The 19643-nt window shown below is 46.9% G+C and carries 14 protein-coding genes; 9 read left to right on the top strand and 5 right to left on the bottom strand.

Annotated features, from left to right (window positions below; all coding sequences use genetic code 11):
• The first annotated feature begins 12 nt into the window (after window positions 1-12).
• The 4 genes from EZMO1_RS26190 to EZMO1_RS10390 all read left to right on the top strand — a co-directional run bounded on the left by EZMO1_RS26190 (window position 13) and on the right by EZMO1_RS10390 (window position 6316).
• Window positions 13-1221 (top strand): hypothetical protein, encoded by a 1209-nt coding sequence (locus EZMO1_RS26190; RefSeq protein ID WP_145912556.1) that lies wholly within the window; start codon window positions 13-15, stop codon window positions 1219-1221.
• A 395-nt stretch (window positions 1222-1616) separates the two neighbouring features.
• Window positions 1617-3680, top strand: coding sequence for a hypothetical protein (locus tag EZMO1_RS10400; protein ID WP_034873151.1), 2064 nt, complete (start codon window positions 1617-1619; stop codon window positions 3678-3680).
• Window positions 3681-3722: 42 nt separating this feature from the next.
• Entirely contained in the window at window positions 3723-4664 is a 942-nt protein-coding gene (locus EZMO1_RS10395) for a hypothetical protein (RefSeq protein WP_034873150.1), read from the top strand.
• Window positions 4601-6316 (top strand): hypothetical protein, encoded by a 1716-nt coding sequence (locus tag EZMO1_RS10390; protein WP_034873149.1) that lies wholly within the window; start codon window positions 4601-4603, stop codon window positions 6314-6316. The genes EZMO1_RS10395 and EZMO1_RS10390 overlap by 64 nt, the downstream gene beginning before the upstream one ends.
• Window positions 6317-6382: 66 nt before the next feature.
• Here EZMO1_RS10390 and EZMO1_RS10385 read toward each other — a convergent pair whose 3' ends face one another.
• From EZMO1_RS10385 to EZMO1_RS10370, 4 genes are all read right to left on the bottom strand, one after another.
• Window positions 6383-7048: an RloB family protein gene (locus EZMO1_RS10385; RefSeq protein ID WP_034873148.1), complete on the bottom strand. Its 666-nt coding sequence runs from the start codon at window positions 7046-7048 to the stop codon at window positions 6383-6385.
• Window positions 7032-8438 carry an AAA family ATPase gene (locus EZMO1_RS10380; RefSeq protein ID WP_222842220.1) on the bottom strand — a complete coding sequence of 469 codons (1407 nt, stop codon included), beginning with the start codon at window positions 8436-8438 and terminating at the stop codon, window positions 7032-7034. The genes EZMO1_RS10385 and EZMO1_RS10380 overlap by 17 nt, the downstream gene beginning before the upstream one ends.
• Before the next feature lie 123 nt (window positions 8439-8561).
• Complete coding sequence (gene mcrC, locus EZMO1_RS10375) at window positions 8562-9650, bottom strand: 5-methylcytosine-specific restriction endonuclease system specificity protein McrC (RefSeq protein WP_034873146.1); 1089 nt, start codon at window positions 9648-9650, stop codon at window positions 8562-8564.
• Complete coding sequence (locus EZMO1_RS10370) at window positions 9650-11956, bottom strand: McrB family protein (RefSeq protein WP_244886737.1); 2307 nt, start codon at window positions 11954-11956, stop codon at window positions 9650-9652. The genes mcrC and EZMO1_RS10370 overlap by 1 nt, the downstream gene beginning before the upstream one ends.
• Before the next feature lie 412 nt (window positions 11957-12368).
• Between EZMO1_RS10370 and EZMO1_RS26725 the strand changes: the two genes are divergently transcribed.
• The 5 genes from EZMO1_RS26725 to fdxA all read left to right on the top strand — a co-directional run bounded on the left by EZMO1_RS26725 (window position 12369) and on the right by fdxA (window position 17973).
• Window positions 12369-12539 carry a hypothetical protein gene (locus EZMO1_RS26725; RefSeq protein ID WP_187300062.1) on the top strand — a complete coding sequence of 57 codons (171 nt, stop codon included), beginning with the start codon at window positions 12369-12371 and terminating at the stop codon, window positions 12537-12539.
• 151 nt (window positions 12540-12690) lie between these two features.
• Entirely contained in the window at window positions 12691-12861 is a 171-nt protein-coding gene (locus EZMO1_RS26720) for a hypothetical protein (protein ID WP_187300062.1), read from the top strand.
• Window positions 12862-13012: 151 nt separating this feature from the next.
• Window positions 13013-14440 (top strand): transposase, encoded by a 1428-nt coding sequence (locus tag EZMO1_RS10365; RefSeq protein WP_145912468.1) that lies wholly within the window; start codon window positions 13013-13015, stop codon window positions 14438-14440.
• 395 nt (window positions 14441-14835) lie between these two features.
• Window positions 14836-17451, top strand: a complete 2616-nt coding sequence (mutS, locus tag EZMO1_RS10360) for a DNA mismatch repair protein MutS (protein WP_034873145.1) — start codon at window positions 14836-14838, stop codon at window positions 17449-17451.
• A 198-nt stretch (window positions 17452-17649) separates the two neighbouring features.
• The gene (gene fdxA / locus EZMO1_RS10355) at window positions 17650-17973 is read left to right on the top strand and encodes a ferredoxin FdxA (RefSeq protein WP_034873144.1); all 324 of its coding nucleotides are present in this window, start codon (window positions 17650-17652) and stop codon (window positions 17971-17973) included.
• An 88-nt stretch (window positions 17974-18061) separates the two neighbouring features.
• On the opposite strand, the gene EZMO1_RS10350 is transcribed toward fdxA, so the two are convergent.
• Window positions 18062-19591: a hypothetical protein gene (locus EZMO1_RS10350; protein ID WP_034873143.1), complete on the bottom strand. Its 1530-nt coding sequence runs from the start codon at window positions 19589-19591 to the stop codon at window positions 18062-18064.
• Window positions 19592-19643 lie beyond the last annotated feature (52 nt).

The raw sequence follows: 19643 nt of genomic DNA, 5'->3' as shown, positions 1-19643 counted from the left end.
CAGAGCATCATCATGAAATTGGCATTCAAACTATTTCCGTTGCTTTTTTGTCTGATTGCTGTTTGTTCTTTGGCAAGGGGCGATCTGTCCAAACAGGACGATTTTACTTTTCTGGAATACTATAAAAAAAATACCACCGCGGTAGAGTCTGGCCTCGTCGAGCTGTTGGAGAGTGTGGCAGGGGTATCGTTGTCAACCCTGGTTAGCATGGGTATCTGGTATGGTGTCTGTCAAACACCCGGGATAGTCTCGGGACTGGTCAGGCGATTCGGGTTGAACAGCAATGACAAAGAAGATCTGGCTGAACTCAGAAACCATTTTTGTCTTCAGCTGGTTCCCGCCATCACAACCACTGAGGTGATGCTTGCAGGGCATGTCTCGTCCTGGCCTTTAGAGCAAACCTGGTGGCAGCCATTACGCCTTGCAGGTGCCGTTGGGATGGCTTATCGAACCCGTAATCAAAAACTTCCTGTGGTTCTGACTTATTTCACCGCAGAAGCGGGCGCAAGGACAGTCGGGAGCACTGTATCATCATTAATGCTAAGACAAACAGGTAGTACGAGCATTAGGCCTGTCCAGTATGACCATCTACAATACATAGTGCTTTCAATGAGCACTGGTTGGGTGGTAGGCGGCATCCTTTATGAAGCATTAATTAGAAGGGGCTTCAATCGTGCAAAGGCTGCACTGGCCTTTATGATAAGCGCGTCTGCAACAGGTTCTATATCAGCTTTAGCGTCTTCATCCATGCTTGGCCTGGACGACCGGTCAATAGCCAGAGTCGGAATCAGAGTCGGAATCGTAACCGCAGCTGCAGCTGCAGCTGTAGCTGTAGCCGGAGCCGGAGCCGGAGCCGGAGCCGGAGCCGCAGTCGCAGTCGCAGTTGGAGTCGCAGCCGGAGCCGGAGCCGGAGCCGCAGCCGCAGTTGGAGCCGGAGCCACAACCGCAGCCGGAGCCGCAGTTGGAGCCACAACCGCAGCTGGAGCCGGAGCCGCAGCCGCAGCCTTACTTACTATCGCCAGTTGGAAGATAAACTCAAATGGCCTGACTGTCAGAGCTTTTCATAGCCTGATCCTGAGTCTTGCCCTGTTTAACAGCTTGTCCAATTACGCCATTTACGGTGATCCTATTGAGTATTCGCTATCAGAGACAGCCAAAACTCAGTGGAAAAAATTCTATGCGCCCCTGGACTATCTTTCCACTTTGTTTAACGCAATGTAACTATTCAGCAACTATTCAGCCTGATATTTTCTGCTTCATAACAGAGTGAGCCCAAAACCCCTTGGTTATGGCGTCTTTCGGTCCACCCAAATCACCAAGCTCTGACCTTGCGGAATGTTTGTAACCAAGGGTTGTTGAATCCTCAAGAGCCAGAATAAGTTCAGAGGACAAAAGACATTTACCAGTTTTATCGCCAGAAGCGGGATTATAAAGCCAATGGTGTCAGTGTATCTGCAGATTTTATTAAAAACGATCCTTATGAAATATCCCGCCTCTTTGAAAGTGAAGGTGTATTTCATCTCCATTTAAATCGCACATTCCCTCCTCCGGCAACCTGTAAAACAGAACTGGAAAAAAAGAACTATCAGAACAATATACTTGAACAGCTAAACCCTATGATGTCTGCAGTAAACCGGTTTGCAGCCCACCCAACCAACCGCTATATGATCATTCTCTCTACCCGTAACTATGGCAAGAACGAGCAGGAAAAAGCGTTCCTGGATAAGTGTATTGAAGCCTACAAAAAAATATATGGTGTTGAAATTGAACCCTGTTACGCCGTAGATGCAAGCAAAATGAAATCCGGTGTATTCTCACGCCTGATGGATAAGATAGGCAGACCTGAGAACCTCCATAAAAAATACATCGTGTTCTCCAGTTATGCCTCGATGGGAGCTGGTAAAAACCCTGACTACAGGATTCACGGCGACGAAGAGACACAAAAACGACTGACTTTTGTTGACAATAGCGGTTTTAAACCCAAAAAACCAAGTGCTGATGCCGATTGCATTTATATGGCGATGCCCACAAACGTCTTCTCCATTAAAGATGAGGAAAACGGCAGTGGTCATTTTGATTACCCTGATGCCATGTTTAAACGCTCCTGCCTGTATGACATCACGGCTCTGTATTCTGGTGGCATTATTGATGCCAGAACCACAAAAAAATTCTGCAGGTTTGTTCTGAACAGCACATCCAGAAAAGCCATCAAAATGAGACTGGGTGGTGCCTATAAATCCAAGACTGACGTGGATTTTACATTTAACAATGCCGAGGACTATATCGCCTCTCTGCGTATGCTGATCGAACAGGCTACCGGACGAATTGGCAGAACTGCCTATAAATCAAGGGAAATCATGGTATTTGCCAACTGGCAGCTGGCTCCCTACCTGGCAGACGACGACCGTCCGAAAGAAGCATTAAGCATTGAGTATTTTGCGCTAGTTAACAAGGCAAGAGCCTGCGACAGAAGTGGCAAGAACGATGAACCAGTCATTCCAAGCCCTATGGAAACTGCCCGACGCAAAGCCAAACAGGAAAACAAAAAGACTCTGGATTACTTCGACACCCTGGTGCCGTTCATGCTGTCTGACGAATTCCACCAGTACGCCACTTGCGAGCGGATTCTCAGCGATCTTCTGGGTCAGTTGCAGGTACTGAAAGAGCCTTCCTTTTCGGCTATTTACGAACTGATAGACGTCACTAGTTGTCACCCGTCCGATGTGTTCAGGGAACTCGTTCTTTTTAGCCATGACTGGGAGGTGATCACAGATTTCAATAATAAAATTAAAGTAGCGGCAGCTGAAGGGAGCCACAAAACACCAAAACAAGCCAGAGCCCTGCTCTGCCAGAAACTAGCCAAAATGTGTGGAAACTTCCGGTTCCTTGCACGTTATGACGAGGTAAAAGGTTGGTCACGCCTACGTGAAGGTCTGCTGCAAAACCCAACCCTTCATAAGTTACCCGGCGAGTTTCTGCATGCTTATATCGATTGTGAAATCCTCAGGCGTAGCAGCTATACGACTGAATATAGTTATTCGGGAACGCCTGAAGTGCGTTTTGCCGATAGCTTTGAACTATTCACTGATTTCACGGCGCCTACTCACCTGGTTTGTCAGGAAGAAGCAGAACTCAGTGTGGTGTTGAAAAACCCTGCAGTGCGGAATCACTTTGAGCGCAACGATTATTGTACGGACTGGAAACCTAAGCGGTTTATGATGAGTCCGGCCGCATTTCGCAATATTTATCGTCCTGCGGTGGCAGAACAGGCAGTCGCTGCAGTGCTGACCGCCAGCGGTATGAAATGGGAAGACATGCCGTTTGAATGGACGGAAAAATTCGATGGCATTATTGTCGATCAGCTAACCGGCCAGAAAGCCATGGTCGATGTAAAATTCTGGAAGCGAACCCGGTTTCTGAAGGAGTCGCATAAATACAAAATTATCGACATGGCGAAAAAGACTGGCATCACCAAAATTATTTACATCAACCTGTTTAATGAGGCAAAAGCAGAGTTTGGTTTCGCGGCACTTGTCAGGAATGAAGTGACTGGCAAGCTGGAAGAGATCGACTGCGCCATGGCGGCTTCTGATTTCATGAAAGTACCGGGAATTCTAAGTGAAAACGGCGACGTTCTGAAAAATCATATCAAGGCCATCAAACACTATATTCGCTCATAATCACTATGGTCACATCTCCGGTGGTTCCGGTAAGGAGTTGTTATGTCCTTTAAAAAAATGCGGTCGGGCAGGATTAACCCAGTTCTACAGGATCGCATGATAGGCACCAATATCATTGCCAACCCTGCCCGCTGTATTGATTATCAGCACATGAATGAAAATTATGACTTTGGCATCGTACATATCAATACGAAGCCAGGGTTGAAGTTTGAAGAGGCTGCCAAACAAACTGCAAAGGCACTGAAGAACAGTGGCGTTGTGCTGGGTGGATTCACCTACCAGAAAAAGAAAAAACGCTTTGTCATGACTCTCAAGGGCGATCTCGAGAAAATCAGCCTCGAGGATTTCCGTACTCTGAAGCTGGAAAAAGTGAGCCTGCCTTTGGAGCCACCCTTCCAGTTTATTCAGCCTCTTATACTGGCAAATTCGTTGCCTGCTCTTATGCTGAACGACACCGTCAAAGATCGAAACTGCTTCCACAATGGCAATAGCTACCTTCGAGCCATTGATGGAGAAACACAAAAAATCAGTGACCAACAGGTGAACATCTGTCAGACCGTTGAAGTTAAAGTTGAGGGCGACTGGTCATTAAGTACAGGGACTACTCCGAAATGGCAGGTTCTGAGTGCGGGTGGTGTCACTTTTACTGACCTTGAGAGCATTCGGGCGTTTAGAGCCAAAAGCAGGAAAGCCGTGCGAGTCAAACACAGGATGCTCAACCGCGAAGAGTTTAATATCCACGACAAAGGGCTTTTGATACCCCGGAAAGAGCACAACAAGGGTTTTATTACTGGCAATTACGTCCGTGGCAACCTCGATATAAATAGCAAAAACCGGGTGGATGCCTATCTTCTGGATCATGACCGTAAAGAGACAGGCGACGTAGGCCAAAACCCAGACCAGACCAGACCAGAGGGGGGATGGCATTCAAATTTAAAGAAGACCTTTACAGTACTTATGCTGGCCATTTTAACATCGAACTGAAAAACCTGAACTTTGATGTGCATTACCCGGGAAAGGTCATTGAGGGAAAGAAAAGAAAAGAGCGACAAGCCATTTTTGCTGCTCTGGCAGCGAACTTTAATGTACGTATAATCAACCGGGCGGAAGACAGGGAAGGAAGTAAACGGGAAATCAAGTCAGGTTATATTGATCAACTTCATCGGCTGACGCAATTTAAGAGCAAGGAGATTGATATCAATACAGGGGAGGAAAAAGAAATTAAAGGTGGCCTCCGCTTTCTGACTGAAGAAATGCAGGGACCGAATAACAAACCCGAACTAGTCCTACTGGTCACAGATAAAACTGAATACTACAACGAAACAAGAGTTGACCCCTACCCCATTTTCAAACGTAACCATGATGGCGTTAGTCAGAATGTCTGCTACTTTAACCTTTTTGATAGCCATAAGAGGCTGGATGATAACGGTGAAGAGATTCAAACGCCTATCATTAAAGGACAGAAATACAACAAAAATAAAGACTCCTATGGCGACAAGTCATCCGTTCTGGACACCATTCTGGCCCAGTTGCTGATTAAGGCAGAAGTTTTTTATGAGCAGATACTGGTCGATCGCGCCTGTGGTGAATTTCCTGAGAATTACACTATTGTCTACCCACATCGAACTAAAGCCACAGAAGAGTATAACTCTGACATTCTCGATGAAGATCTGAATGGAGACGATGACGAAGACGACACTCTTTATCAAACGCCTCTCTCTGGTTATGACTATTGCTGCGCCACCCTTCGCGGCGATGGGCTTGAGTTTGCCATTATGGATAAGCAACGATTAGAAAAAATTGCCGAACTGCTTGATAACAGTCGTATATATGTTTTTGGCAAGCCTTATAAAACCCGTCAGGGAAAAACAAAATACGGACATGACCGGCACCCTTTGATGATTGATGAAAAAAACGGTCACTACATGATCTTTGTCAGCACAAAAGCCCATGCCATGCCCAATCACTATGATCTGGAGGAAAAGCGCCACGCCCTGAAGAATGATACAGAAAGGTGCGTTTCTCGTGAGTGGGTTAAGTGCTATGTCATTAATGACAATCATCCGGAAAGGGATCGAACCGCCACCGCAAAACTACTGAAAATAAGAGATGATTCAGGCAATACCTTCGACAGTTTCTCTTTTAATGACTTCAGTGCAGTACGCCAATCCCTCAGTAGCGCCCAACGCTCTTACATTTACAACATAATTCTCGAAGAGCTTAGTATCACATGGCACAGTAACCTTAAATCCAGCGACGGAAATCATCAGGTCTCCCACCAGGACGGCTTTTCATTTTCCACTGATGCAAACCGCTATTTCGCTGGACGAGTCGGTTCATTTAAGGCAGGCAAACATGCAGGGTTTTGCAAAATCTACGAAATAATCAACGTTGGCGGTGTTCCGGAAAACGCTCATGAATGGTTTATCACCACCAGTGTCCGCAACGGCCAGACCACAGTATATCCCTGGCTCGTTCAGCATGTAAAAGAATACGCACGAATGGAACAGTTCGCGAACGGACGAAATTCGGTCGCAGTGGCTACCCTTGAAAGCCCTCCTGCCAGAATGCCCACAGTAACCAGCAGCAATGAAGACTCAGACATTGACAAAGAAATGGAAAATATGGAGTTTTGATAAAAAGGTCAGGAAGTGGGGAAAACTATATGAACATCTTAGATCTGCCCCACTACCCATTTTTTCTCAGGCCCGATGCTCTGCCTTATGCAAAGCATCCAGTATCTTCTGCAGAATCAGATAGACACGCGTTCCTAGCGTATTCGGCCAGCGAGTACCGGGGACAGTATCCAGAGCCTGAGCTCTTGCAATAGCCAACTCGGTATACGGCCAAAAGTCATCAATATCAGGCGAAGAGGAACGATAACCAGTGATTTTCTCACGAAGCTTGTTCTTCAGGGCACTATTGCGGTTTTGAAACAGAGTCGCCCTTTCCTCCGCTGGGTGGTCATCAACATCCACATGATGAAGTAACAACCAGAGATCAAAAGCCGGGTTACTCAGTGCCAGCAGATACTGTTTACTGTCACAGTCTCTGGCGATATCGGATATTGCCTGCTCAGTCCAGGATTGTGGGTCCCTGTCGATAACCAGACAGAGTTCATCTCCTGTATTGAGACCAAACTCTTTTTTGTAACTGTCCATCTGTTCCAAGACATGCTTGGGTGCGCTCAGGTTTCCTTTTCTGGGAGGCAGTATCTTTAGTTTGAGGCGGGAGCCAATGGCTTTACACTGACTTTCTACACCTTCAAAGTAAACCGGCTCCGTCGCAGCCCCCTCACATGCAATAACGATCAGTGACGGATCCCGAACACCAGTAATGCGCTTGAATGATCTACGCTCGCGAGGCATCAGTACTACCTTTCTGATCTTTAATGAAAGAACCAATCATTGGCAGACCACCGTATCGCCCGACCAGATACCCCTTGCGAATATCTTTGTCAGGTCTGGCCTGATATTCCTCAAGAGAATACAGACTCGATGAGCCGCTCCGTTCTTTCTGGGTAAACCAGATTTCATCGCGCCTGATGTTGTCAAGATTGAGAAGGTTCGACTCATGAGTGGTCATAATCAGCTGACTATGCACACCCTCGGTGCAGGAAAGGAAGTGATTTAATAATGAGGTAGTAATTTCAGGGTGAAGACTGCGGTCGATTTCATCTACGATATAAACTTTATCTTTGGAAAAAATATCCAGCAATCCCGGCGCTATATCCAGCAGCCGCTGTGTACCATCCGACTCCTGATTAATATCAAACTGTACCTGCTCACCTTTATTATTCAGGTGTGAAGTCATCAACTTGAAGGTCTGGACGACACCATTCGTACTTCTTACTACCTGATACCTTGTATTGTGTGGACCGGAAATCTGTACTGCGTCGCCTTCATCAATAGTTCCCAGAACTTCCTGCTTGAGGTTTTCCGGCAGTTCAGGCACATCAAGCATCAGGTCTACCTCTTTCAGAGCCAGACTTTCAATACCGGTATCAAACCCTTTTAAAATATCAGACAGCTGCTGACTCGTTTCATCCGCAGAATGTACTGCCATTTCCAACCCATGGTATTTGGTATCAGGAAAAAGGATATTCAGTTTTTCATGAAACCAGTCATTCACTTCACCTAAAGCCTTGATGTAGCTAAGGTCCTTAACGACATTCCGGTCCAGGCATTCATACAGAAACAAACGGTAATCGGGTGTTGCCTTGGCAGTAAACGCAAGGAACTGCTCATCTTCCTTGCTGTTAAAACGAATACCGGAAAAATCAAAATGACTTTCCCCATCGGTAAGCGTGCGTTCAAAAACAGGCGATTCGCTCTGTCGATCTATTCGATATAGCCACTCTTCATGAATAGATTTCTGGTCAGCAACAAAACCATAGGCATAATTCGTTTCGCCATACTTGATTTCGAACTCAAAGCGGGATGGCTGCTGCAAGCAGTTTCTGTCCAACAGGAAAGGTTCATAGGCCAGATTACGACCAAGAGCGTTTCCCCTGACAATCATAGTGCGCGCATGCTGCATCGCCTTGATCAAGTTGGATTTTCCGGACGCATTGGCTCCATAGATAACAGCCGTTTTTAAAACACCAATATCGCGGGTATTGACGGGTTTAACCACCTGTCCCGGATGGCTACGGACACGGCTTGGCACCATGGAGAGTTCGGCACGATCTCGAAATGAGCGATAATTTTCTACAGAAAAGCGCAGTAACATATTCTGACCATTAGGTGATATACCCACCTTAACTTATACTAATTTTTACAATATTAGCATTTTTGTTTTTTTAAGGAGAAATTTTCACCCAAATGCCATTCAGTTTTAATATTCCTTGCAGCTTATGCCCCGTAAATTTTGACGCATGTTTTAAATCAACCCCAACAACTCACTCCGTATCGCCTTGGCATCACCAGCCAAATCCACCGTACAAAACCACATTTCATGTCCCTGAATCTTCACAGATTCCTTTACGGTTACCCCAACAGAAGGATGCAGCAACATCCCGGAAGCCGACATAGACAAAGGCTGCTCAGCATGTTCCTGGGTTCGCAGGTAACTATAAAGTTGATAAAGATAACCGCTATTCAACTTATCCTGACCGTAGCGATTAGGCTTAACAATAGAGGTGAATTTGGTATCAATAATCCAGCGTCTTTTCTGCTCTTCATGCTCCAGAAATATATCTATCTCCATCGAAGGAAGAATATCTTTCATACCTTTAGTGCAATCGCTGGTTTGCCAGTCGATTCTCTTACCCGCACTCGCCACCCACCCCAGATCACGCAGATGAAAGGCATAAAATCCTGCAACTGCTTTCTCAAACAGCTTCCGAACCCAGACCTCTTCCCTGTCTGGTTCTGGCAGGTGATAACGGCCTGATAGCTCAGTAGGAAGAGCAAGGTTAAATACCAGCTCAGCCAAAGCAATCATGAATTGGTCATCACTGTCATGACGACTAAAACGATCCTGACTACTGCTATAGGCATGAGGCGGCGCTTTTGAAACACCCAACCGCTGCAGGTGAAGTGAAAAATTACGGCAACGCTGTGCAAGACCCGCTCTGGAAACCAGACCCGCAGCAACATCAAGAGCACTTCGGACATAGCGATTTCTTGGAGTATCAACCGTCAGCTCTTCAAAGCGACAAGCAATTTTGCCCTTTGACAGCAACTGCCTTCGCTCCGTAGTAAGCAAGTCAATCCTGCCCCGAACCCGGCTCAACTCTTCTTTTTCAGATCGATAACCAAAACTGAGATTACGTTGAAGACGACGATTAACCTGATGGCACAGTAACTCTGCAACCAGATCAGCAATCTCATCAGGGTTATCTTCAACCGCCGCCTGAGATTTATCCAATTGCCTGAACAGGTTAGAGGCATACAGCATCAGCAACCAGAGGTTGCTGATGGGTATTTTGCCAATAAAACCAGGCTTGGCTTGCGGAATGGCTGCCATCACAGCCCTTCCAGCAATGTTTTTTGTGCTTTGGCTGACTGACCAAGATCATCAAACCAGTACTCATCCAACAGAGGTCCAATTTCTGTATGAATCACCTGCCGGAACCATTCGTAGGCATTATCGATTTTGTGGCTGAACGCCGGAGTCACAAAGCTGTGCCCTACCCTGAACTGCTGACCAAGATTACGATCAGCTGCTATGGCTTCATTCAAAGTTAACAGTCGTCGTTCAATATCCTGTAAAACAGCTTTATCAATACCAGCCTTATCATGCACCCAGTTCTGCCAAACCTCACCAAAAGCCGGTGCAAGATCAACAAAAGCAAAGCGTCGCCTCAAGGCTAGGTCTACTAATGCGAGAGAACGGTCAGCCACGTTCATTGTTCCAATCACATATAAATTATCTGGTATATGAACACGCTCATCGGGAGTTCGCCGATAACAAAGCTCCAAAGCCTCTGCCGGTGTTCGTTTATCTGCTTCCAAAAGCGTCAGCATCTCACCAAAAATCTGGGCTGGGTTTCCACGATTAATTTCTTCTATCACGAACACATAAAGAGTGTCCGAATCGCTGCGGGCTTTTTTGATTGCTTCCAGAAACGGGCCATCCACCAGCTCCAGTTTACCATCACCTGATGGACGCCAGCCTCTGACGAAATCTTCATAGGAAAGGTTCGGATGAAACTGCACAGAACGCAAAGCATTTTGATTCTTCTGTCCCATAAGGGCATAAGCTAATCGCTTGGCCAACCAGGTTTTCCCCGTTCCCGGTGGTCCTTGCAAAATCAGATTTTTCTTTGTTCTCAAGCGATTCAGCAGTTGCTGAAGTCGATCCTTATCAAGAAAACAGCCATCATTCACTATGTCTTCCAAACCGTATGGTTCAAAAGCAGGCGTTACTGACTGAGCATCTGCCGAAATTAATTCATCATCCGGATCATTTTCAGCAGCCTTTGTCTGATCACTGGCATCATATTGCCATGCTGACAAGGACAGTTCTGGAAATGAATGTACTGAATAAGCATCTTCGTTGAATCGCGTCAAAAGCTGGTCAATGAGCGCCATATAGTCACTGGCACTGCAACGCCCTTTATGACCGTTAGTCCCGATAGTCTCTCCAAGACCTTTTTGAATATACTCTCTAGACTGACTGTCCAAGGGAACAAAATCCCAGGGACGAATCCAATACAAACCCATGGTCAAATTCCAGCCTGTACCGTATTGCTCAGCCGTTTTATCAAAAGATTGACATAAAACATCTCTGGCATCGGGTAGATCTGTATCTGTATAAATCAAAGCTGATTCAAACAACGCCCAGAGGGCATCAATATCCCCTTCCTGTCGTCGGTCTTCAAAGCCAAAAAACCAGGATTTCTGATTGTTTAAAATAGGGACACCGTCAAAAGCCTGTGGAACTTCAGCTTCAACGTTCAAAAACGCAGCCAGCTTCGTAGCGATTGCACGACGGTTAGTCACTGTAATTCCACGATTGAACATGCCCATTACGGTAAATGGGCATGTATCTGTCTGATTTTTCCCTAGCATATAAGACAATTGAAACTCTTTTGCCAGAAATTGTGTAAAGGCAACCAGTTCAGAGCGATCATGCTGGTAATCAAGCAGCTTATTGGCCAGTTCTTCATAGAACTTTGTCCATAGAAATCGCTCTTCCATTTTCGGCTTGTCACCAAAACGTTCCTTCCAGAAAGGTGAATTTCTAAAGCGATCAACATCTTGTGCTTGCTCATTAAAGGCAAACTGAATCAGTTCTTCATCCTGCCAGCGTCTTTTTTGTACTTGCCAGATCGTTCCTCGATTGGTGTAAAAGTACCACTCACGCGGTGTCTCATACTCCTTTTGCCAATCGACTTTTAATGTCTGTCCATTACCAGGATTTGATAATACGACCCCCGTTGCCTTGATAGACATGACCGAGACAATATTTTTGCGATTATCAAAGGGGAGACCGTTTTTGCGAGTGTAGGCCGCTTTAATTGCAATGCGATCACCTGAACGAGCAGCTTTTACCTTATCCAGATACTTATCGTCGTAACCATTTTCCCAGATTCCTTCCTTCAAAAAACTCTCAGTCTTATCAAGTTTGTTGCCATCTTTATCTTTATGCATGGCACCAACAAACCAGTAGCTTTTGGGCTCAGCCTTACGAGCCTGTTGCTCCTGATTCTGCTCAGCCCCCTGACGAATAATCTCTTCGCAAATAGAGTCGGTGAACTTGTCTTGGTAGTTAATGTCGCTAATAGGTAACTGCATAGTGTTCAATGCCAGACGAATTCTGGCTTTCAATTCGGCAACGGTATCGCTTTTAACGGACCAGTCGGTGTAATGAATAATGTTGCTTATGTCGCTTTCCAGCCCATGTGTCAGAGACTCAAGATGAGTAGCTGGTAACTTCAGATCTTCCCTTTCGGCCAGCTGGGTAATAAAGGGTAAGAGTTCAATGCTGCCTGCCCCTGCCTTGGATGAATCCATAATTAATTTCCCTGTTGAGTGGGTGCTAAATTGGCACCCACTTCGATGACTATAACTCGATGCTGCAGTTTTTGATATTTGAGGGAGAGCAGGAAATGGCAGGGTGGCATAAGAGCAGACTACTACTGCAGCTCCGAATTCAAGCCTTGCGAGATTCCATCATAGCCACAGCAGCAGGTTGGAGGTAAGATCTCATAGGAACTTAATAACCGTCAAGTGTCGTATCTTGCTAATTCGCCCATTACCCGTTGTCACTGCCTTTCTGGATGCTTTGAATGATTCGCTCAAGTCCATCAATTCCTCTGCGCAGTTGAGTAGATCCCAGAAAGTGGCACTGGGCGTTTTTATCATGGGAATCGTGGTAACTAAAACTATTACTCGATGCTGCAGTTTTTGATATTTGAGGGAGAGCAGGAAATGGCAGGGTGGCATAAGAGCAGACTACTACTGCAGCTCCGAATTCAAGCCTTGCGAGATTCCATCATAGCCACAGCAGCAGGTTGGAGGTAAGATCTCATAGGAACTTAATAACCGTCAAGTGTCGTATCTTGCTAATTCGCCCATTACCCGTTGTCACTGCCTTTCTGGATGCTTTGAATGATTCGCTCAAGTCCATCAATTCCTCTGCGCAGTTGAGTAGATCCCAGAAAGTGGCACTGGGCGTTTTTATCATGGGAATCGTGGTAACTAAAACTATTACTCGATGCTGCAGTTTTTGATATTTGAGGGAGAGCAGGAAATGGCAGGGTGGCATAAGAGCAGACTACTACTGCAGCTCCGAATTCAAGCCTTGCGAGATTCCATCATAGCCACAGCAGCAGGTTGGAGGTAAGATCTCATAGGAACTTAATAACCGTCAAGTGTCGTATCTTGCTAATTCGCCCATTACCCGTTGTCACTGCCTTTCTGGATGCTTTGAATGATTCGCTCAAGTCCATCAATTCCTCTGCGCAGTTGAGTAGATCCCAGAAAGTGGCACTGGGCGTTTTTATCATGGGAATCGTGGTAACTAAAACTATTAACTGGGCTGCTTTTGAGCGCAGAAGCTTAGGCAGATTCAAAGCGACCCGTCTGTGCTGGATGTTTTATCAAGCAGAAATTGCATGGCAAAGCCTGCTACAGGCCAGCGTCAGAAATATTCTTCTACGCTATGGAATACAAAGTGGAACCCTTGCTATCGACGATACAGGAAAAAAGCGCACTAAAAGGACTTCAAAAATCGACGGTGCCCATAAGATAAAAGACAAATCAACAGGTGGTTATTTTAATGGGCAGGAACTGGTGTTTATGGTGCTCGTTACTGAAGTAGCTACCTTTCCAGTAGGGTTTCGCTTTTATATTCCTGACCCTGAGTTATCTGCATGGAGGAAGAAAGACAAGGCGCTCAGGAAGCAAGGCATTCAGAAAAAAGAACGACCGAACCGTCCTGAGCCAGATCATGTTCGTTACCCCACCATGCAGTCGTTGACGCTGGTTATGCTGCAAGAATTTGTTGATTCGTTTCCCAACATTACGATCAAAGCAATTCTCGCTGATGCACTGTATGGCACAGGAGACTTTATGGATAAGGCTGCGGAAATAACAGGCGGAGCCCAGGTTGTCAGCCAACTGCGCTCGAATCAGAAAGTATCCAACCGAAACCACTCGGAAGCGACTCTCAAAGCTTACTTTTCGCGCCAGAAAGGCGCTGAAACTCAACTCATAATACGCGGTGGCAAAGAAGAGCAGGTCACGATGCTGGCTGCTCGGCTGTATGTTAAGGCTCATGGGAAAAGACGTTTTGTTATTGCCCTGAAGTATGAGGGTGAAGAGGATTATCGCTATCTGGTGGCTTCAGATATGTCATGGCGGCATACCGACATAGCCAGGATTTACACCTTGAGGTGGTTGGTCGAGGTTTTCATTCAAGACTGGAAAGCTCATTGTGGCTGGAACAGGTTGAGCAAACAGCAAGGTGCTGACGGATCGCAGCGCGGCGTGATCCTGAGCCTGCTGTGCGAACACATGCTGTTACTGCACCCTGAGCAATTCGTCCTACTGAAAAACAAACAGGCCGGAATGCCCGCAGGCTGTCTGATCGAACGCCTCAATGCAGAAGCCTTGCTTGCTACGGTGAAATCAGTGGTTGAATCGGAAGATCCAGATACCGAGCTTAAGGCTCTGGCCTTAGCCTTAGAGCATACTTTGCCCAAGCGGGAGTCGAGCAGGCATATGGCTGGTAGAGACCTGGGAGAACAAAAGGCAACTGACTCACTCAAAGCACACGCCCGGAAGTTTAAACTTTTAGATGCAGCTTAGAATCGAGATAAATACGTTACTTGTTTAGGTAAAACTGCAGCATCGAGTTAGAGGTTTTTTGTGCTCTTTGTTATTATTTGCGCTCACTAAAACCAGTCCTCAATCATTCTGGTCATTCATTGTCATCATGCCATTAGCGGATATCACAACAGTGTCATTATCATCGGCCTCGAAGTCTTATTACCTGGCCCGAAAGGCTTTATCCGCAAGGCCTGACGACATTCAGTATAGGTTTTTACTGTTATCAGATTCGAACTCCCTCTTAGAACAAAAAACCTATACTAGCAAACGCGCTACACCACATATTGTTGGTCTTGTTTGGAACTTGATGAGATTGAGCTCTAACGTCCAAATAGCTGTAAACCCCATGAATTACGTTGCTTTCAGAGAGATTAATGGCAAATTCCGAAGATAAGACTGACGTTCAGTTATCGAAACACACCCCGATGATGCAGCAATATTTGCGCATCAAACAACAGCACCGGGAACATCTGGTGTTTTATCGCATGGGGGATTTTTATGAGCTGTTTTATGACGATGCCAGAAAAGCTGCCAAGCTGCTGGATATAACCCTGACCGCTAGGGGAAAGTCCGATGGAGAGCCTATCCCCATGGCCGGTATTCCTTACCATGCCGTTGAAGGGTATCTGGCCAAACTGGTGCGCTTAAGAGTGTCCGTTGCCATCTGTGAGCAGGTGGGCGATCCGGCCACCAGCAAAGGGCCGGTGGAACGCAAGGTAATGCGCATCCTGACACCGGGAACGGTCAGCGATGAAGCCTTGCTGGATGATCATCAGGATAATCTGCTGACCGCAGTGAACCGCCGTGAAACGCTGTACGGCATTGCCTCGCTGGATATCAGCAGTGGTCAGTTTACGGTGCTGGAAGTAAAAGACGAAGAAGCCCTGCTGGCAGAAATTGAACGTCTCAGCCCGGCAGAGATTCTGGTTAACGATGAATTTCAATGGCCAGAGAGCCTGTCCGCTCGTCCCGGCACCATCAAACGCCCGCCCTGGGACTTTGACCGTGAAACCGCCGTTGAACAACTGACACGACAGTTTCAGACTAAAAACCTGCAAGGTTTCGGCTGTGACAAGCTCACCGTTGCCATAGAATCCGCAGGCTGTCTGTTGCAGTACGCCCGGGAAACCCAGCGGACGGCTCTGCCCCATATTCGGGGTATTCAACTGGAAAACCGCGAAGACAGCGTAGTACTGGACGCTGCCAGCCGTAAAAATCTGGAACTGACCAGCAACCTTTCCGGCGGTCGGGATCATACCCTGATGTCAGTATTGGATCATACGGCTACTGCCATGGGCAGTCGCTTGCTGGGGCGCTGGATTAACCGCCCGCTCAGGGATTTGAACAAACTGAAACACCGTCAGAACAGTATTGACATTCTGAAACAGGGTTTTCACTTTGAAGCCTTGCAACCGGTGCTGAAAGGCATTGGTGATATCGAACGGATTCTGGCGCGTGTGGCTCTGAAATCGGCACGACCAAGAGATCTGGCCCGACTGCGCGATGCGTTTCTGCAACTGCCTGAACTACAGGATATTCTGCGCACCATCGACAGCGAAGCCATTCACAATCTTTCAATGGTGATCAGCGAACATCCGCAGCTGGCCGGTTTGCTGGACAGTGCCATTATTGAAAACCCTCCGGTTGTGATTCGTGACGGCGGTGTCATCGCCAGTGGCTATGATGCTGAACTGGACGAGTTCAGAGCACTCAGCGAAAATGCCGGAGACTACCTGGTACAACTGGAACAGCGTGAACGTGAACGTTCCGGGCTGGCCAGCCTGAAAGTTGGCTATAACCGCGTACACGGTTACTACATAGAATTAAGTCGTCGTGAATCAGAAGATGCTCCGGTAGAGTACATTCGTCGTCAAACTCTGAAGAATGTTGAACGCTTTATTACTCCGGAGCTGAAAGAGTTTGAAGACAAAGCCCTGTCCAGTAAGAGCCGTGCCCTGAGTCGGGAAAAAGCTCTGTACGACGAGCTGCTGGACAAACTGGTTGAAGCCCTTGGGCCCATGCAGGAAACGGCCATGGGTCTGGCGGAGCTGGATGTTCTGACCAATCTTGCCGAGCGTGCCGAATCACTCAACTTCTGCAGACCGGAACTGACACCTGCGCCGGGTATCGCTATTGAAGAAGGTCGTCATCCGGTGGTTGAACAGGTGTTGGATGAACCCTTCGTTGCCAATAGCGTCAACTTTAACCATCAACGTCGTATGCTGGTGATCACTGGCCCGAACATGGGCGGTAAATCGACCTACATGCGCCAGACAGCGTTGATCGTATTGATGGCTCATGTAGGCAGTTTTGTACCTGCCAGCAAGGCACGCATAGGCGTCGTAGACCGTATATTTACCCGCATTGGCTCATCGGACGATCTGGCCGGTGGTCGCTCAACCTTCATGGTCGAAATGACCGAAACCGCCAATATCCTGCATAACGCCACGGAAAGCAGCCTGGTACTGATGGATGAGGTAGGCCGCGGCACCAGCACCTTTGATGGCCTGTCACTGGCCTGGTCCTGCGCCCACTACCTTGCTGACTCGGTGAAGGCATTTACCCTCTTCGCCACCCATTATTTCGAGCTGACCCAACTGCCAGACGAATGTGATACGGTTGTCAACGTTCATCTGAACGCTACCGAACACGACGATCGTATAGTATTTTTACACGCAGTACAGGAAGGCCCTGCCAGCCAGAGCTACGGATTGCAGGTTGCCCAGTTAGCCGGCGTACCACGGCATGTGGTGAATCAGGCAAAAACCAAACTGGCACAGCTGGAACAGACTTCATCGAATCACGAGCTGACCAGCGTAAAAACGCAACAAACTACAATGGTCGTCAGGGAACAACCCATGCAGAGTGAACTGTTTGCAGCGGCTGCACCACATCCGGCGGTTGACAGACTGGACGAGATCGATCCGGATGAAATGTCACCACGGCAGGCACTGGATCTTATCTATGATCTGAAAAATCTGACGAAATAATGCGTTAGCTTATAAAGCAACGGTATAGATTTTGTTAAGCCATTCACGGGCTTAACCTACAACCCCGGCTCTATTGCTGTTAGACTTTGCGCCATTACGGCGATAGGGCCGGTCACATCTTACAACAGTAACGAGCAACAGCAACGAGTCACCGTAACATCGATTGCTGTATCAGCCTGAACAAACGGAGTTTAAACCATGGCTTTCGTAGTGGGTGAAAACTGCATCAAGTGCAAATACACTGACTGTGTAGAAGTATGTCCGGTAGACTGCTTTTATGAAGGACCCAATATTCTGGTCATCCACCCGGACGAATGTATTGACTGCGCATTGTGTGAACCCGAGTGTCCTGCCAACGCAATCTTCTCTGAAGACGAAGTGCCTGAAGATCAGCAGGAGTTTATTGAACTGAATGCCGTACTGGCTGATGTCTGGGACAATATCACCGAGAAGAAAGATCCGTTGCCGGATGCCGAAGAGTGGGATGGTGTCAAAGGCAAGCTGGAACACCTGGAACGTTGATCTTTACCTGACTGGCTTCTCAAACCAGTAAATATGAAGCAGGTAGGCGACCGGTTACACAATCCATGCCTGCCTGATAACCATCTGGCTATAAATCAGAATCATCAAACCATGATGCTGTAGACTGGGGCCCGACCTTTCGCTTATCGACAGGGGCGTTGTAGGCCGAAGCCATAGGCAAGTCCGCCAGATCTCTTACATCATTCTCCAGAATAAGCCTGCTTTCCCGCTCAATACCTTCTTTTATGGCGTTGCCTGCCGAAGCAAGAAATCGTTTCTGAACGATCTCCTGATAGTCAGCAGGCAGACTATCAAATCCTGCCTGATCAGGCATTTTATCGATAACACTCTGTAATAGCGTCTGGGCAACAGGCAAAGTGGGCACCATATCTTCTGAAATAGCCAGGTCTTTTTCATAACGCTCATTAATCACTTTTTCTAACTGCTTCTCAAGCTCACGGGTAATGGTGTCAGCGATCGTATTTTCTACACTGTCCAGTTGTTCAACCATTGCTTCCGATGCCTTATCCTGTTGTCTAAGATAATTAAACGCTTCGGAGAGACCAGAGAGGGCACCCTGAAGAATGGCGTTTTGAAACCGGTTATCAAATGTAGCGCCAGTAAAAAATTCGAAATCAATCTCACCTGCCACACCAATCTCTTTGCAGAACGTCATGCAATTATGAACAGGTCCGCCCCAGAGCCACTTTTTGGACGACAATTCATCCAGAGTCGCTCGCATTGCTTCTTCATTTTTGCAGTCAAGGCTAACTTCATAGGCCGTTTCTGCATTCCATTTATGAAGATAATCATGATACTCGGTGCCATTCATATGCTCTGGGTACCAGTTTGCAGAGCTGATCTGGACATACCGGTCGGTATCTGACGTCGGATCACCAAAAGCAAGTAATGCATGTCCATACTGATTAAACACTTCCCCTTTAAGCACGATCAGTCTTGGGTTGGTATATAGCTTCAACTCCTGCTCCGGAATACCGTTGGGGTATACGACACCTATAAGGTCTTCAGTATTTTCAGAAATCAGGGAACCAATGATCGATTCACGGGTTGTTTTACTTGGCGACCGTGTCACCTTCCGATTTTGAACCGGTTTCTCTGACTTTTCAGTGGCTTTCTCATCAGAAGAAAATCGCCTGACAAGAAAGTCATCCAGTTTTGTTAATTTCTTGATAAGACTGTTGGCAACTTTGACCATCAGCCATAATCGAAACCGTCTTAAAATGCTGACTTTTCGTTTTCTCAGAGGGGTAGCCGGTTCTGTTAAAGGTTGACTGGCTTTTTCGCCGGTTTTTTGAAGGCTTGGGGAAGGCTGATAGGATTCAGTTAATGGACGAACACGCCTTGATGAATCGGTGGACAAGCTGTGCCAGTCAGCTTCTCTCTCATCACTGATTACTTTATCTTGAGAAAGACCTTTCTTTGAGCTTTTACTCTTTTCATGTGTCTCGGCGAGAACATCTTCAATTTCATGAGGAATGCCAGTTTTATCTCTTAAAAGATCATGCTGCTTTCCATAGAGCACGTCACTATGTTGATCAACCCTGTCCTGCAAGGTATTCGCCCACTGGCGAAAAATGGTGGTTTCGACCTGTGCCATTTCGACGTCGTTCCCTTGTTGACGTTATCTGTCGTTCAATTGGAATGGGTCT

It is taken from the genome of Endozoicomonas montiporae CL-33, assembly GCF_001583435.1.
Lineage (GTDB): Bacteria > Pseudomonadota > Gammaproteobacteria > Pseudomonadales > Endozoicomonadaceae > Endozoicomonas_A > Endozoicomonas_A montiporae.
Note: the sequence above shows the minus strand (reverse complement) of the source record. Positions and strands in the feature narration are given on the sequence as shown.

Excerpts from the sequence above, each read along its gene's own strand:
- EZMO1_RS26190 (WP_145912556.1), top strand. The coding sequence starts at position 13 with ATGAAATTGGCATTCAAACTATTTCCGTTGCTTTTTTGTCTGATTGCT.
- EZMO1_RS10385 (WP_034873148.1), bottom strand. The coding sequence starts at position 7,048 with ATGCCTCGCGAGCGTAGATCATTCAAGCGCATTACTGGTGTTCGGGAT.
- mutS (WP_034873145.1), top strand. The coding sequence starts at position 14,836 with ATGGCAAATTCCGAAGATAAGACTGACGTTCAGTTATCGAAACACACC.
- EZMO1_RS10400 (WP_034873151.1), top strand. The coding sequence starts at position 1,617 with ATGATGTCTGCAGTAAACCGGTTTGCAGCCCACCCAACCAACCGCTAT.
- fdxA (WP_034873144.1), top strand. The coding sequence starts at position 17,650 with ATGGCTTTCGTAGTGGGTGAAAACTGCATCAAGTGCAAATACACTGAC.
- EZMO1_RS10350 (WP_034873143.1), bottom strand. The coding sequence starts at position 19,591 with ATGGCACAGGTCGAAACCACCATTTTTCGCCAGTGGGCGAATACCTTG.
- EZMO1_RS10395 (WP_034873150.1), top strand. The coding sequence starts at position 3,723 with ATGTCCTTTAAAAAAATGCGGTCGGGCAGGATTAACCCAGTTCTACAG.
- EZMO1_RS10390 (WP_034873149.1), top strand. The coding sequence starts at position 4,601 with ATGGCATTCAAATTTAAAGAAGACCTTTACAGTACTTATGCTGGCCAT.
- mcrC (WP_034873146.1), bottom strand. The coding sequence starts at position 9,650 with ATGGCAGCCATTCCGCAAGCCAAGCCTGGTTTTATTGGCAAAATACCC.